The 14,402-nt window shown below is 48.5% G+C and carries 11 protein-coding genes; 10 read left to right on the top strand and 1 reads right to left on the bottom strand.

What is annotated here, in order from left to right; all coding sequences use genetic code 11:
• From iolE to MHH63_RS22280, 10 genes are all read left to right on the top strand, one after another.
• The gene (iolE, locus tag MHH63_RS22325) at nt 1–897 is read left to right on the top strand and encodes a myo-inosose-2 dehydratase (RefSeq protein ID WP_076185696.1); all 897 of its coding nucleotides are present in this window, start codon (nt 1–3) and stop codon (nt 895–897) included.
• 281 nt (nt 898–1,178) lie between these two features.
• Nucleotides 1,179–3,428 (top strand): helix-turn-helix domain-containing protein, encoded by a 2,250-nt coding sequence (locus MHH63_RS22320; RefSeq protein WP_248549132.1) that lies wholly within the window; start codon nt 1,179–1,181, stop codon nt 3,426–3,428.
• A 377-nt stretch (nt 3,429–3,805) separates the two neighbouring features.
• Nucleotides 3,806–5,416: an extracellular solute-binding protein gene (locus MHH63_RS22315; protein WP_341172121.1), complete on the top strand. Its 1,611-nt coding sequence runs from the start codon at nt 3,806–3,808 to the stop codon at nt 5,414–5,416.
• Nucleotides 5,417–5,490: 74 nt separating this feature from the next.
• A complete protein-coding gene (locus MHH63_RS22310) occupies nt 5,491–6,393 on the top strand; it encodes an ABC transporter permease (protein ID WP_038568353.1) in 903 nt (300 codons plus the stop codon).
• A 25-nt stretch (nt 6,394–6,418) separates the two neighbouring features.
• Nucleotides 6,419–7,291, top strand: coding sequence for a carbohydrate ABC transporter permease (locus tag MHH63_RS22305; RefSeq protein WP_038568356.1), 873 nt, complete (start codon nt 6,419–6,421; stop codon nt 7,289–7,291).
• 34 nt (nt 7,292–7,325) lie between these two features.
• Nucleotides 7,326–8,276 carry a sugar phosphate isomerase/epimerase family protein gene (locus tag MHH63_RS22300; protein ID WP_076304306.1) on the top strand — a complete coding sequence of 317 codons (951 nt, stop codon included), beginning with the start codon at nt 7,326–7,328 and terminating at the stop codon, nt 8,274–8,276.
• Entirely contained in the window at nt 8,276–8,962 is a 687-nt protein-coding gene (locus tag MHH63_RS22295) for a hypothetical protein (RefSeq protein ID WP_076304307.1), read from the top strand. The genes MHH63_RS22300 and MHH63_RS22295 overlap by 1 nt, the downstream gene beginning before the upstream one ends.
• A 28-nt stretch (nt 8,963–8,990) precedes the next feature.
• Nucleotides 8,991–10,739: a hypothetical protein gene (locus MHH63_RS22290; RefSeq protein ID WP_076306525.1), complete on the top strand. Its 1,749-nt coding sequence runs from the start codon at nt 8,991–8,993 to the stop codon at nt 10,737–10,739.
• A 326-nt stretch (nt 10,740–11,065) separates the two neighbouring features.
• Nucleotides 11,066–11,674: an RNA polymerase sigma factor gene (locus tag MHH63_RS22285; RefSeq protein WP_076282348.1), complete on the top strand. Its 609-nt coding sequence runs from the start codon at nt 11,066–11,068 to the stop codon at nt 11,672–11,674.
• The gene (locus tag MHH63_RS22280) at nt 11,635–12,597 is read left to right on the top strand and encodes a hypothetical protein (RefSeq protein WP_341172120.1); all 963 of its coding nucleotides are present in this window, start codon (nt 11,635–11,637) and stop codon (nt 12,595–12,597) included. Before MHH63_RS22285 ends, MHH63_RS22280 begins: the two co-directional genes overlap by 40 nt.
• Before the next feature lie 480 nt (nt 12,598–13,077).
• Here MHH63_RS22280 and odhB read toward each other — a convergent pair whose 3' ends face one another.
• Nucleotides 13,078–14,364 carry a 2-oxoglutarate dehydrogenase complex dihydrolipoyllysine-residue succinyltransferase gene (gene odhB / locus MHH63_RS22275; RefSeq protein ID WP_076192707.1) on the bottom strand — a complete coding sequence of 429 codons (1,287 nt, stop codon included), beginning with the start codon at nt 14,362–14,364 and terminating at the stop codon, nt 13,078–13,080.
• Nucleotides 14,365–14,402 lie beyond the last annotated feature (38 nt).

Genomic DNA, 14,402 nt, shown 5'->3' with positions numbered 1-14,402 from the left:
ATGTTCAAAGAACATGCGGTCAAGCTGGCGATTGCTCCTATCGCTTGGACTAATGATGATATGCCTGAACTGGGAAAAGACAATACCTTTGAACAGTGCATTAGCGAAATGGCGCTTGCCGGGTTTCAGGGAAGCGAGGTGGGCAACAAGTATCCACGCTCTCCGGAACGGCTGCACCGGGCACTGGAGCTTCGTGGACTTGAGATTGCCAGCGCTTGGTTCAGCGCATATCTGACTGTGCGGCCATATGAGGAGACAGTGGAGGCTTTTTGCGCGCATCGTGATTTTTTATATGAGATGGGTGCGAAGGTGATTGTCGTCTCAGAGCAAGGGCGGAGTATTCAGGGACAAATGGATACGCCGCTGTTTGCTAATAAACCTGTATTCACAGAAGCGGAGTGGGCCGCACTTGCCGATGGACTGGGTGGGCTTGGCCGGCTGGCAGCTGAAAAAGGTATGGCGCTTGTATACCATCATCATATGGGGACAGGGGTGCAGACTGGGGCCGAAATTGCTAAGCTAATGGAGCTCACGGAACCGGAAGAGGTGTCTCTGCTGTTCGATACCGGTCATCTAGCTTTTGCCGGTGAGAATCCCTTAGAGGTGTTGCGCATCCACTTACCTCGGATTAAACATGTCCATTTAAAGGATATACGTCCGGAGGTTGTTCAGCGTGTGCTGCGGGATCAGCTCAGTTTTCTCCAGGCTGTAAAAGCGGGCGCATTCACCGTACCTGGCGATGGATGTATATCCTTTGCGGAGATTTTCAGCGAATTGGCAAGTTACTCTTATACGGGATGGTTTGTAGTGGAAGCGGAGCAGGATCCGGCACTTGCCGATCCGCTGGAATATGCGATCAAGGCGCGCCGTTATATCAGAGATCTGAGTGGTTTATAGGCCGAGGAGGGCTACCACTTGGTGCTTGGCGGCTGCTCGGACAGATTTATATGCGGGGGTTCACGGCTATGGCTGTGCGCACCTCGCCTTTTTAATGAGCAGGTGTAAAATACGAATGGCTTCGTTGGTCGGGTTCATGTTGTATGTGTTATAATGGCAGCAAATTAGGCGGAAGAGTTTCCATTTCCATGATGGTGCAGCCAAATATCTATGAACTACTCGTGCATTAACGGCTGAACCGTGGCCGGGTATCCTAACGGTTGTACAGAGGGGGTTATCTATTGTTCCGTTCCTGGTATCGCCGATTGCTGCTGTCCTACTTTCCTATTTTTTTGCTTACTGTGACGATACTGATTTTTGCCTCTTTTGTATTTATTAATGATATTTCACGAATGGAAACTAAAAAAGCGGACCGTATCACCGCCAGTTATCTTATGGATAATGTGGACCGAACGATCAAGGAAGCTGAACTGTCAGTGCTGGAGGCTGCTGAACGCAGCGATGCTTATAAACGTTATTTTAACAATCAAGGCCAGATTGATATGGCGACCGTCTACGCTGTTGCCCAGAATCTACGCAACCTGACGCGTGAATCGCCCTATATTCAGTCCATTTATCTTTATGACAAGAGAAATGAAAGCGTTTTAACAGAAACTGGATTAAAGGACCTTTCAGGATTTGTAGACGAGGATTGGATTGGCCGCATCACCTCCGGCTCTTTATCGGAAGGCTGGCAGCCTGTTAGGGAATACAAAGATGAATTTCAGCGCACGTCTATACGTGTGCTTACCATAAATAAAGGTATGCCGCTGCCCTTCGGTTCGGAGGGAGTGCTCGTAATTAATCTCAAAATGAGCGGAATGGAACAGATCGTCGACGGTATGGTCAATGAACAGTTGTCCTTTCTGACCATATTTGGCGCAGATGGACAGGTGGTCTATCAGGCTCATTCGGACAGTGAAGGTGCCAAGAATGGGAAGCAGTTGAACACTTTATATATGGAAAGGCTTGGCTGGACGTTTTCCAGCGGGATCAAAACGGGCAGTCTATTCAGCTGGGTGTCAGTGATTTCTTACCTTTGGGTAGCTATTGCCTTAGGTACGGTTGTGTGCGCGATTTTTTACCTTATCTATGTTACGCGGCGGAACTATAAGCCAATTCAGGTGATTATGAACCGGATTGAAGGCCATCAAATTCGCAAGCTGGACCAATCCAGCGACAGACCGGACGAAATGATGCTCATTGACGGGGTGCTGGAAGATCTAATCAACCATATGACGGATTATGATAAGAAAAGCAGAGAGAATTTGCTGTTACAGCGCAGCAAGCTTTTCAACGATCTCTTGCAAAGCGAGCGGTTGGACAATGTCGTCCAGCGGATGGAAGAGCTGTCGCCGCTCTCCGGAGCTCATTCCACATCCCGCTTTATGGTTGTGCTAAGCGAAATCAACCGCTACGACAAGGTTTTTCAAGATCGTTATACAAGGGGCGATCAGAACACGCTTAAATTTGCCCTGATGAATGTCTTTCAAGAATTGGCGCGGAGTGCGGAATTGCAAGCTTGGGCGGAGTGGATTGGGACTGACCGGGCGGCAATTCTCTTCCTGACCACAGGAAGTGATGAAGAGATGGCAGAGAAAATCCGTGTGTTCGCTGAGGACTGCCGCACCTGGGTGGAGCAGAACTTACGCCTCTCCTTAAGCTTCGCTATCGGGCCAGTGGCGGCTGGGCCAGGGGAGATCCGGGATTCCTATGCGGCAGCGGAGAATGTGATGCAGCACAAGCTTTTAATGCACGAAGACATCGCTTTAACGGAATTTGGAGAAACGCGCCAGCCGCTTCTTGAGACATTCAAGTATCTACAAATGATTGCCGAGTTTGTTAAGCAGTTCCGGATGTCGAGCGGCCAATGGCGGGAACTGCTGGAAGGTGTTTTTGATGGTTTTAAACAGGATTATTTACAAGATGATGATATTCGCTCTCTAATTCAGGCCATGCTACAGATGCTGAGCCGGGAAGTGGCTGTCATGTCTGAGCAGCTGCAGGATGAGCTGTCAGCAGAAAATGCGGAGAAGCAGCTGAAGCGGCTGGAAGAGGCAGAATCCATAGATGAAATGAAGGGGATTTTGTTTGAGTATTTGACTGATTTATTCCGCACTTATGTTTCTGTCAGTGAAACTAAAAGCTACCGGGCGATGGTAACCGAGATGAAGAATTATATTGAAGAGAATTTTACAAATCCCGATCTTTCCCTAAAGCATTTGAGCGACCGGTTTCAGGTATCCGGCAAATATGCCAGCTATCTATTTAAAACAGAATTTAAAATGAAATTTGTTGATTTTCTTACAGAGCTACGCATGAAGGAAGCCGAAAAGCTTTTAGTGGAAACGGAATGTTCGCTGCAGGATATCGCACTTCAGGTGGGGTATGCGAATGCAATTACATTCGGCAGGGTATTCAAACGAGTATTAGGAATCACGCCGGGTGACTACCGTTCTTTAAAGCGCGGGCGCGGGACCTCCAGACTATAGGCTGCCGACTTTATTAATCCAATAGCACGTGAACAATAGTTTTTATAACCGCATCTGTGCACGCCAACCTCTATGATGAGGGCGCGAACACCGATGCGGTCTTTATTTTCACACTTTTGAAAGCGGTTTATTCTACGAAAATGGTTGTATGGATAAACCGGAAGTCCGATTTTGCTGGGATATGAGCATCCGAAAGAGGTTTATTGTCAGACTGCCGAAATTCATGAAATACTGTGGGCATCCAGAACAACAAGCGACCCAGTAGCACGGCAGTAAAAAGCATCACGTGATATGGATTCCGCTGGGGATGGATAGAGTTAAGGCTAGGGGATCATAAATACACCATTAAAGCCTGCAAGGGCGAAGGGGATGGAAAAATGACAGTGAACGTACATCAAGGAGTTCTGAAGAAAGCAATCGGGATCGGATTAACCGCAATAATGGGCGTTTCTCTGCTAGCAGGCTGTTCCAATGATTCTAAAAACAACACAGCATCCGAGGGTGCCCCAGCCGGCGAAAGTGCCAAGCGCGTTACATTAAAGGTGGAAGTGTTTGACCGCGGCAACAGCCCAGCCCCTCATACCATTACCAATAACTACTTAACTAAACTAGTGCAGGAAAAGTTCGGAGATCCGAATAACATTGATGTAGAATTTGTACCTATCCAGCGTTCTGAGGAAGTTACCAAGCTGAATGTTTTGATGGCGAGCAATACGGATGTGCCCGATATCGTATTTACGTATGATTCCAGTGTGTTTTATCGGTATGCCCAGCAAGGTGGCTTGACTGATGTCGGAGAAATTCTCGATGAATATGGCCCGAATCTGAAAAAGTTTATTGGCGAGGATACGCTGGCGTTCGGCCAGCTTGAAGGTCAGCAGTATGCGATCCCTGGTAAACGGGCGATCACAGGCCGTTATAGCTCCTACATCCGTCAGGATTGGTTAGATAAATTAGGACTGCCTGTGCCAACGACGACCGATGAGCTGTACACTACTTTGAAAGCGTTTAAAGAAAAGGATCCGGGCAATCTCGGCAGCAAAAACATCCCGATGGGCATGGCACTGGCACCAGCCCAATTCGAGACGTTGATTTTCTCTTTCATGAAGCCGATCAGCGGCGATCTGACCTACAGCCAACGTTATGAGCTGCCGCTGCATGAGGGCTTTAAGGATGCCCTGCAATTTCTTAATAAGCTCTACAATGAAGGGATGATCAGTAAGGACTTCAGTCTGGACGAGGATAAAACACAGTTGGCCAAGGATATCCAGAACGGCAATGTAGGCTACTGGTCGGAGGATGTGGATGTCTTGTTCTATGCCGATGGTACCCTGGATAATCTCTACAAAAATGTAGAGGGAAGCAAGGTGCTGCCGGTAGACGTCTTAACCAACGCCAACGTTGATAACAAGCACATTAAATCCCGGTATGCCTCCAACGGCATGTACATCATGATTCCGAAGAGTAGTAAACGCGCCGTGGAAGCCGTTAAGTATCTCGATTGGATGGCTTCGGATAATAATCTGATTGATATCCAAAATGGCGTTGAAGGTGAAAACTACGACCTGGTAGACGGTATTCCAGTGGCCAAAACAGATGTTTCCCAGGAGTTCGCCGATCGTCTATTTAATGCTGGCGACATGGCCATTATCTCCAACGGCAAAAACATCGGTGATCAGGCCACTAATGAAAAAGCATGGGCGCTGGGCTTTCCGGAACGTAACCGGGAGATGCTGACTCAATCTATCGCTATCGCCAACGCTGACACGGTGGGGCCGCTCGTCTTCGGCAAGCCGATAGAAGCGGAATCGCAATATGGCACAACGCTCAAAGATAAGCTCAACGTAATTATTGTAAAGACGGTAATGGCCAAACCAGAGCAGTTTGAAGCGGTTTACGAGCAGGAAATGAAAGATTACATGACTTTGGGCGGAACCAAGCTGAAAGAGGAACTGGAGAAGTCGTTTAAGGAACTTTCGGCTCAATAAACAAATATATAGTGAAAACCGGGGGGAGATGGTGCTGCGCTCCACCCGGTTTTTCTCCTTAGGAGGAAAACGACTTGAGCAAAGCGACATACTTTAGACGGTATTGGCAATTGTACGCGCTGCTTTCGCTGCCTATTATTTATTTCCTGATCTTCCGCTATGGTCCGATGTATGGTGTGCAGATTGCTTTTAAGGATTTCAATTTGTTTCAGGGGATTGGAGGCAGCGAGTGGATTGGCTTTGATGCGTTCCGCGAGGTTTTTGGAATGAGAGAGTTCTACACCACCTTGCGCAATACCTTTATGCTGAATTTTCTGGATTTACTTGTCTCTTTTCCGGCTCCGATTATCCTGGCGATTATGCTGTTCGAAATTCGTTCGGTGTGGTTCAAGAAAATATCGCAGACGATTTTGTATATCCCCCACTTTATTTCCTGGGTGATCATCGGGGGGATCGTATATCAATTGTTCGGCAACCAGTCCGGTATGGTGAACGGTGTGCTGGAGAGCTTAGGCCTTACTCCCATCCCGTTTCTGACTGAAAAAAATCCGTGGCTGATCACTTATTTATTCACAGGCGTCTGGCAAAGTGCCGGTTGGGGGACTATCCTTTATCTGGCGGCGTTAACCGGTGTCAACCGAGAGCTGTTTGAAGCTGCTGAAGTGGATGGAGCGACAAGGCTGAAGAAAATCCGCTACATTACGCTTCCTAGCATAAAACCAACCATTGTGACGCTGCTTATCCTCAATCTGGGAAAGATGGTCAGCATCGGCTTTGACCGCCCTTACATTATCGGTAACACTGCTGTGCGTGAGTATTCTGATGTGCTCAGTACCTTTGTGTACCGGGTGGGTCTAGAATCCGGACAATATACGTTGGCTACTGTAGTCGGATTGTTCCAGGCCGTGGTGGGACTGGTGTTTATTTTTGGCTCCAACTATATTTCGAAAAAAGTGACCGGAGACGGTATTTTATGATAAAGAAAGAAGGAGGCGGAGTGCTATGAGTGAACGTACCTCAAACCGGATATTCGATATCGTCAATATAACGTTTGTTGCCTTGTTCGTTTTGTTCTGCTTGGCTCCGTTTTTGCATGTGATTGCCGTGTCGCTTAGTTCCAACCGGGCAATTACTTCTGGAGAAGTAACGATTTTCCCCATTGAATTGAACTGGAATGCATACATTAATGTTTTTTCCAATAATGCGATGATCCGCTCTCTTGTCTTTACGGTTATTCTGACGTTTGCCACAACGGTGCTGTGTATGCTTTTCACTGTCGCAGCAGCTTATCCGCTGACCAAAAGAAAATTGAAGGGCCGTAAATTTTTTATGTATCTGATCGTTATCACTATGTTTTTCAGCGGCGGTATTATTCCTGAATATTTGTTGATCCGTGATTTGCATTTGATTAATTCGGTCTGGTCGCTTATCCTGCCAGGTCTGGTCAGCCCCTTTAACCTGATTATCCTGATCTCCTTTTTCAATAACATCCCTGCCAGCCTGGAGGAATCGGCCGAAATCGATGGCAGTTCCCATCTTCGTACCCTGATGAGTATTATATTGCCGCTATCCATGCCGGTTATGGCCACATTGGCGCTTTTCTACGCAGTGGGAAGGTGGAACGGCTTTCAGGATTCTTTGATGTATATCAATAATCCGGATTTGTATCCGCTCCAGCTCAAGCTGTTCCAGATGGTGCAGAACAACATGGTATCCGAACTGACACAAATGGAAGGTGCCAACCGGACCCCACTGACACCAGAGAGCCTAAAAGCGGCCACCGTTATCTTTGCAACAGTACCGATCCTTGCCGTATATCCATGGCTGCAGAAATATTTTGTCAGCGGTGTAATGCTTGGTGCCGTAAAAGGTTGAACCGTAAGCTGTAACAAGGGAGGAGAACATAATTATGGAGGACAAAGGCATATTTTCGTTCTCAACTTGCTGGAACATTAAGCGTCATTCCATCGGCAGTGAAATGCTGCGGGAAATCCGCGATCTGGGCTTTCAGCGAGTGGAGCTGAACTATAATGTGACTAAGGAAATGCTGGAAACGATCGAGCCGATGCTTGAGCGGGGGGAGATGGGGATCTCCAGTGTCCACAACACCTTCCCGCATGTGCAGGACTCCGATTATGGCACAGATTCCGTGCTGCTAGGTTTTGAGGATGAGGAGAAGCGGCAGCGGGCGATTGAGCTGCTGATTGGCTCGGCTAAGTACGCTCAGCGTTACGGAGGAGAAGCTGTTGTTGTGCATCCCGGTGAGGTACCCTTTCCAAATGATATCAGCAAAGAGCTGGAGCAGATTTATAACGGAGAGGGTAGAGATTCTAACGCTTATCGCAGCAAATGGGCGGAACTGATGGAGCGGCGGGAAGCCTATAGCGCCGGCTATGTGCAGAAAATTATTGAAAGCCTAGATGAAGTATGTAACCGGGCAGTTTCTGAGGGGCTAAACGTACGCTTTGGTATCGAAACACGTTCCAAACCGCAGCAGATTCCGACGCTTGCGGAAGCCAAAACGATTATTAAGGCGCTAAAAGGAGCACCTGTGGGCATATGGTATGACACCGGGCATGCCATTATGATGGACCGTTTGGGTTTGTACGACAGTGTGGCGGAAATGGAAGGTCTGATGGATGATATTGTAGGTGTTCACATTCATGAGACCATCGGTCTGTCTGATCACTGGTGCCCTTATGTAAACAGCGGGAATATGGAATTCTATGATGCTTATCTGCCGATGATTGAACGGGCGCGGGTCAAGGTGTATGAGCTGAAGGCAGCTTGCCAGCCGGAAGAAATTGCTGAAAGTCATCGGCTGCTTATGGCCAAGTTAGCGCGTAGAGGGCAGGTCTGATGTTGAACGATGAAGACCGTAGGTTAGCTATGAAGTATGCTCCGCGCTTATTATTCGATCAGAACGAGCCATTTTTTCCGGTACGTCTCGGTATAACGGTGATGCGGCAGGAGGAGGAGTCTCCTTCCTTCCGGCGCCGTCTAGCTGTGAACCATCCGGATGTGCTGGCCGTTGTGGAATACGCGATTTATTACGATTATGATATTCAGCATTTATATGATCTGGAGCATGTGTGGGTTTATATCGGTAGAGACGGGGAAGTGGTGGATGCCGAAGCGAGCTTTCACGGGAAATTCCTTAAAGCACTGCTGCGCGGGGGCAGCAATCTAAGCGGGACACGGGTAGATCTATATGTCCAACCCGGCAAGCATGCTCTCGCCCCGTTCCCTGGAGTCTTTGAGCTGTTACCGGGATTCCCATCCTGTACACAGGATGGGGCAGGTGCGGAGGGTCTGATTTATGGCGACTTTTTTCACGGCATTCTGGCGTCCGATGGAGAAACTGACCGTCTTGTCCACCGTTATCTGCAAACCTGCCGGTTCACGCCTTCCCTGTCCTATTCGTGCTGGGAATATGCGGACCGGGAGGAATTGTTCGTTTCTTGGAATCAACTGTTCACGGAAATTCCTGACCGTATCCGACAAGAGCTGGCACGGCTTCAGCTCCTGTTACCACCCAGACATTGAGCAGATTGTTAACATGGAGGGAAGTATAATGTACAAGCAACTGGTAGCCAGTAATGATAGAGCGGCAGTGGAGGGATTATCCCGGCAGGTGCTTGATCCGACGAGCCGCTATTATGGAGGGACAATAGATCCGGGTACTGGCGTTGCCTGGGTTAATCATACGACCGGCACACCAACCGATATGTGTTATTGGGGAGCGGCTCTGGTTAACCCGGATTCCGCATTCTACCGTGATGAGCTGCTGCTGGCCCGCCTGCTGCTGGCGACGGAGTTCGTGCTGCGTGCACAACATGAGGATGGCTCGATCTCTCCGGGCTGGACGAACTATCATTCTCCCCCGGATACAGCCTTTGTCATCGTCGGCTATGCTCAGCTATACCAACTGTTGGCGTCGCAGGATTGGGCGCCACTGCAACAGGTGCTTGATAATATGCTCTTGTTTCTTAAGCGAACTATTCCCGTCATGCTTACAGGGGGCTGTCACACGCCGAACCACCGTTGGGTATTGTGTGCAGCACTGGGATTTCTGCATGAACTGTTCGGACTGGAGGAGGCTGTCCAACGGGCGGAACAGTGGTTGGCGGAAGGGATGGATATTACACCTGATGGAGAATGGACGGAGCGCAGCAACGGTATTTATAGTGCGGTCAGCGACATCATGCTGATTCATGCCGCTCGTCTGCTGGATCGGCCGCAGTTGCTGGAGCCAGTTCGTCTGAATTTACACATGATGGTCTATTTGGTGCATCCTAAGGGCGAAGTTGTGACCGATTATTCTGGACGCCAGGATCTGGGGAGCTTTCACGACCTGTCTCCATATTATTTACCGTACGCTATTCTGGCCCGTTCCGATAAGGAGCCATTGTTTGCGGGGATGGCCGAATGGGCAGGCAGAGCACTGGAAAATCCGGGGGTCTGCTCTGTCAACGTACTTGTACGTATGCTGCTGGAGCCGGAGCTTCAGCAACCTTTTGAAGATTCGGCAGCTCTGCCTGTAAAATATGAGAAAATACTGAACGGCGATTTTCCGCGACACGGCTATCTGCAGGATATGGAGAAGTCCGGCCATCAAGGGCGAATTTACCACAGCCGGCTGCATACTGATTTCGGAGCACCGGTTGCGCGCTACAGGGACGGGAACACTAGCGTGACCTTAATCACGGAGACGCCGTCTTTTTTTGCACTCCGTCACGGTGCCGTCAGGCTGCTTGCAGTGCAACTGGCTTCTTACTTTAATCCGGGATATGTCCCGATGCAGAAAATGATCAAACTACCTGACGGATACCACCTGTCAGGAGAACAAAAGAAGGGTTATTACGGTCCTGTAGAAGGTGAACTGCTTCCGCAAACATCTGGGGAGCCGGTAAGCCCTTGGTATCTGCTACCGCATCAGAGCCGCGCACTTACGCATGAACAGACATTCCGCGTGGAGACGGAGGTTCAACGCACGGACAGAGGGTGGACCCTCCGGTTGCATGCTGAGGAACCTACAGAGGTTATGACACAGCTGTCTTTTATTTTTGGACGGGAAGGATGTTTCACATCGGGTGAATTGCAGGCTGTCGGAGAGGACCATTATCTCTGGAACGGCGGTAACCTCCGCTATAGTTGTGAAGAGGACTGGATTGAACTGACAGGGGGCGAGCTTGGCCATCTGGCGGCTACGGTGCGTGAGGCGAAGCTACAGGATAACTGCAAGGCGGTGTTGGTCAATTTTATGACCCCGTTCGATAAGACGATTACGATCACTCTATCTCCTTCCATGATAAGAGAGTAACCTTTGCAACAATTTACAATTTAGCAGACGTTGACGTTACACCTCAGTCTTAGAATAATAAGCCTTATTAAAAAACCTTCCATTAGAAGCAAACCTGGAGTTATCAGGTCTAATGGGAGGTTTTGTTATGCATCTGCTAAGCATAGACTCACCAGATTTTAACCGTGCATAATGGTATAAGTAAGAAATCCGGGGGCACCAGCCGTCAGAAATTCAAACATTCTCCGAAGCCGTGACTGTCAGCTTTTATAAAATTTCCTTTAGTTTGGTTTACATAGGCACTTTTTTCGGTGGTCAAGTGTTATAGAGATATAAAGGTTAAGGAGGTGCTTACATCGCCACAGGATTCGCTAGACTCGACAGAGTTGGAAGAGCTAATCGTTAGGATTCAAAAGGGAGATTCCGAGCAGTATGCTTTAATTGTCAGGTCATTCCAAAAGCCGATCTATCGATATTGCTATCGTTTGTTAGAAAACAAGCAGGATGCGGAGGACGCGGTTCAGGATATTTTGGTAAAGGGTTATCAATCTATCCGGCAATACAAATCGCAAATGCATTTCTCGGCATGGCTCTATCGTATCGCATATCATCATTGCTTAAATCTGCTGCGCAGGCGTCGTCTGCATAAGCAAGTCATGCGTATTTTTCGTCCGGAAGTACTGTCTGCAAGTCCTGAACAGGAGCTGGATGCTCGGTTGTACAGTCCTTCATTGTCTGCAGCTTTAGCGCGATTGTCGCTTGAGGAGAGAAACATACTTATTCTGCGGGTGTTTGAGGAACAAACTTATGCTGAGATAAGTGAGATTCTAGGGGTCAGTCCCAATGCGCTAACTAAAAGAATGAATCGGATCAAGCTAAAGGTTCAGGAAGCTATGAAGTCAGAGGAGGAGATCATATGGAAAGAAACAAAATCAGCAATGAATACCAAGATATAATTTATGCCTCGGCGGGCAATGAACTTTTGGATGAGGTAGATGTAGAAGATAAGGTCATGGGGCGTATTACTGGCATAACAGGTCGGAAGCGATCGTTCTCGCTGAGGGTGATGAATAAAACAACGGCAGTGGCCAGTATGTTAACGCTGTTTCTGCTGATTTCTGTGACTGCGTATGCTGCGTCTGAATATATCCAAATCCGCAATAGTGAAGGAGTAGTGAAGGTCCAACATGTTGCGCCGACTGAATCTGCAGAAAGGGCTTCTTATGATAAATATGCGCAGCAAGCAGAAGAGTTCGCTAAACCGGGTGAATTGATCGCTTATCTTGTGAAAAATAAAGCAGGTGCAGCAGGCTTGGCGACAGAATTGCAGTTTAAGTATAAAGAGCAGCGGATAGATGCGTATTCTGATTTTTTAAAAGAAATCAAAAGAACAGGGGCGCCAATGCTTCCCAAAACGGCAGCGGGGTACGCTTTTAAATATGGTGTAATCCATCCTAATTCTCCGACTACGGATACAGCTAAGCCAGGTTCTCTGTATAAGGAAACATTAAATGATCTTACCGCTCAGGCAAATAAGGACAAGGGGACCCGCAATTTGTTTATGAAGGCTATACCGTGGTCCGAGCCAGGGGGGCTAAGTGTAACTTATTCGAAGAACAATGCTTTTATAGGGATCTCAGCAACGCTCATGCATGGCGGCAAGGTTTTCGTGGAACAAACGCCTGAGAATCAAGCTAATAAGCTCAAAGTTGCAGGGACAGAAGTTATCTATAACAAGGTAGTAAGGGAAGAAGTCAGCTATGATTATCTAAATTGGTATAACGAGAAGCAGGATGCGTATTATACACTCACCAGCTATGGAGATACGATTTTGACCCAGGAGCAATTTTTACAGCTGGCTGAGGAGCTATTGAAGTAGAGTTTTGAAGTTTGAGGTTTGAGGTTTGAAGTTTGAGGTTTGAAGTTTGAAGTTTGAAGTTTGAAGTTTGAAGTTTGAGGTTTGAAGTTAGTAGTTAGTAGTTAGTAGTTAGTAGTTAGTAGTTAGTAGTTAGTAGTGCGTAGTGTGTAGTATGTAGTTTGAAGGTGCATGCGCTAAGTTAGTTGTATTATGTGCAATTAAAGTTCACCAATAGCTGTATATAGGCCCTTTAGTTGTATTTGATGCAGCTATTACTGGTTAGATTAGTGGAAATAGAAGTTTTTACGGATTTTAGTTGTAGAGAATGCAATTAGAGAAGAGGCTATGAGCGGATCAGAAATAAATAAGTGTATAAAATACAGTTAAATCGTATGCAAGGAAGGCAGCAATTGGATCCAGATATAAAAAAAGGTATCCCCAAAGCGAGAGCTGTAGGGATACCTTCTTTATATTCTTATGTCTTCGAAAATTCGAAGAGCGTTAGCCTTCTAGCAGTAGTGCTTCCGGATCTTCCAGCAATTCCTTCACTTTGACCAGGAAGCTTACCGCTTCAGAGCCGTCAACGATCCGGTGATCATAGGAAAGGGCGATGTACATCATTGGACGGTTTACGGTTCTTTCTTCGTCTAGCGCGATCGGACGCAGTTGGATCTTATGCATCCCTAGAATACCCACCTGTGGTGTATTCAGAATCGGTGTGGATAACAAGGAGCCGAATACGCCACCGTTGGTGATGGTGAATGTTCCGCCTTGCAGCTCGGAGAGGCTGAGCGTATTGGCACGTGCTTTGGAAGCGAGCTCGCCAATCTGGCGCTCGATTTCCGGGAAGCTGAGCCGATCCGCATCACGGACTACGGGAACTACAAGTCCTTCTTTCGCTGCAACAGCAATACCGATGTCGTAGAATTTCTTAACGACCAGATCTTCACCGTCGATTTCGGCGTTCAGCAGTGGATAGGTTTTAAGCGCACCGATCACGGCTTTGGTGAAGAAGGACATGAAGCCTAGTCCAACTTCATGTTTCTCTTTAAATGCATCCTTGCGGCGCTTGCGGATGTCGAGGATCGCTGTCATGTCCACCTCGTTGAAGGTGGTAAGCATGGCCGCGGTCTGCTGCGCTTCGACCAAGCGGCTGGCAATCGTGAGCCGTCTGCGTGACATGCGCTTGCGCTCCACGTTTTTGCCCTCGTCCGGCGTGGCTTTGCCCGCTGCCGGCTTCGCTGGCTCCGGCTTGCCTTGCGGCGCCGGAGCTACCGGTGCAGCGGCCTGCGGCGCTGCTGCACCATGACCGGACACATCGGCCTGACCAATCCGGCCGATAGGATCACGGGCGCTAACCTCGCCGAGGTCGATGCCGCGCTCCCGTGCCAGCTTGCGTGCGCCCGGCGATGCCAAGGCAGCATGGCTGTCGCCACCTGCTGCAGGCACTTCGGGCGCAGCTACAGGCGCGGCGGCTGCTACTGCGTTGCCGCCTGCCGGAGCCGCTTTAGGCGCTTCGGCTTCGCTTTCAGCACCCCGCGGCGTACTGCCGCTTGCGGCTCCAATGATGCCGATGGCTTCGCCAACGGCTACGTTCTCGCCCGCTTGACGCAGGATGGTGGAGATGACACCCTCCACCTCTGCACTAATTTCCAGATTGACTTTATCCGTTTCCAGCTCAGCGAGCACATCGCCTTGACCTACCGTGTCGCCTTCTTTAACCAGCCATTTGTAGATGGTTCCTTCGGATATGGATTCTCCCAGATCGGGTACTAAGATTTCTGACACAGGCCGTTTCCTCCCCAAACATAATGGTTTACGCTATT

This window comes from Paenibacillus sp. FSL H3-0310 (assembly GCF_038002785.1).
Classification (GTDB): domain Bacteria; phylum Bacillota; class Bacilli; order Paenibacillales; family Paenibacillaceae; genus Paenibacillus_AQ; species Paenibacillus_AQ odorifer.
This window is presented reverse-complemented; position numbering and strand designations above follow the sequence as displayed.

What these genes read in the sequence shown, in the direction of transcription:
- MHH63_RS22290 (WP_076306525.1), top strand. Translation starts at nt 8,991, where the DNA reads ATGTACAAGCAACTGGTAGCCAGTAATGATAGAGCGGCAGTGGAGGGA.
- MHH63_RS22295 (WP_076304307.1), top strand. Translation starts at nt 8,276, where the DNA reads ATGTTGAACGATGAAGACCGTAGGTTAGCTATGAAGTATGCTCCGCGC.
- MHH63_RS22300 (WP_076304306.1), top strand. Translation starts at nt 7,326, where the DNA reads ATGGAGGACAAAGGCATATTTTCGTTCTCAACTTGCTGGAACATTAAG.
- MHH63_RS22280 (WP_341172120.1), top strand. Translation starts at nt 11,635, where the DNA reads ATGGAAAGAAACAAAATCAGCAATGAATACCAAGATATAATTTATGCC.
- MHH63_RS22315 (WP_341172121.1), top strand. Translation starts at nt 3,806, where the DNA reads ATGACAGTGAACGTACATCAAGGAGTTCTGAAGAAAGCAATCGGGATC.
- iolE (WP_076185696.1), top strand. Translation starts at nt 1, where the DNA reads ATGTTCAAAGAACATGCGGTCAAGCTGGCGATTGCTCCTATCGCTTGG.
- MHH63_RS22305 (WP_038568356.1), top strand. Translation starts at nt 6,419, where the DNA reads ATGAGTGAACGTACCTCAAACCGGATATTCGATATCGTCAATATAACG.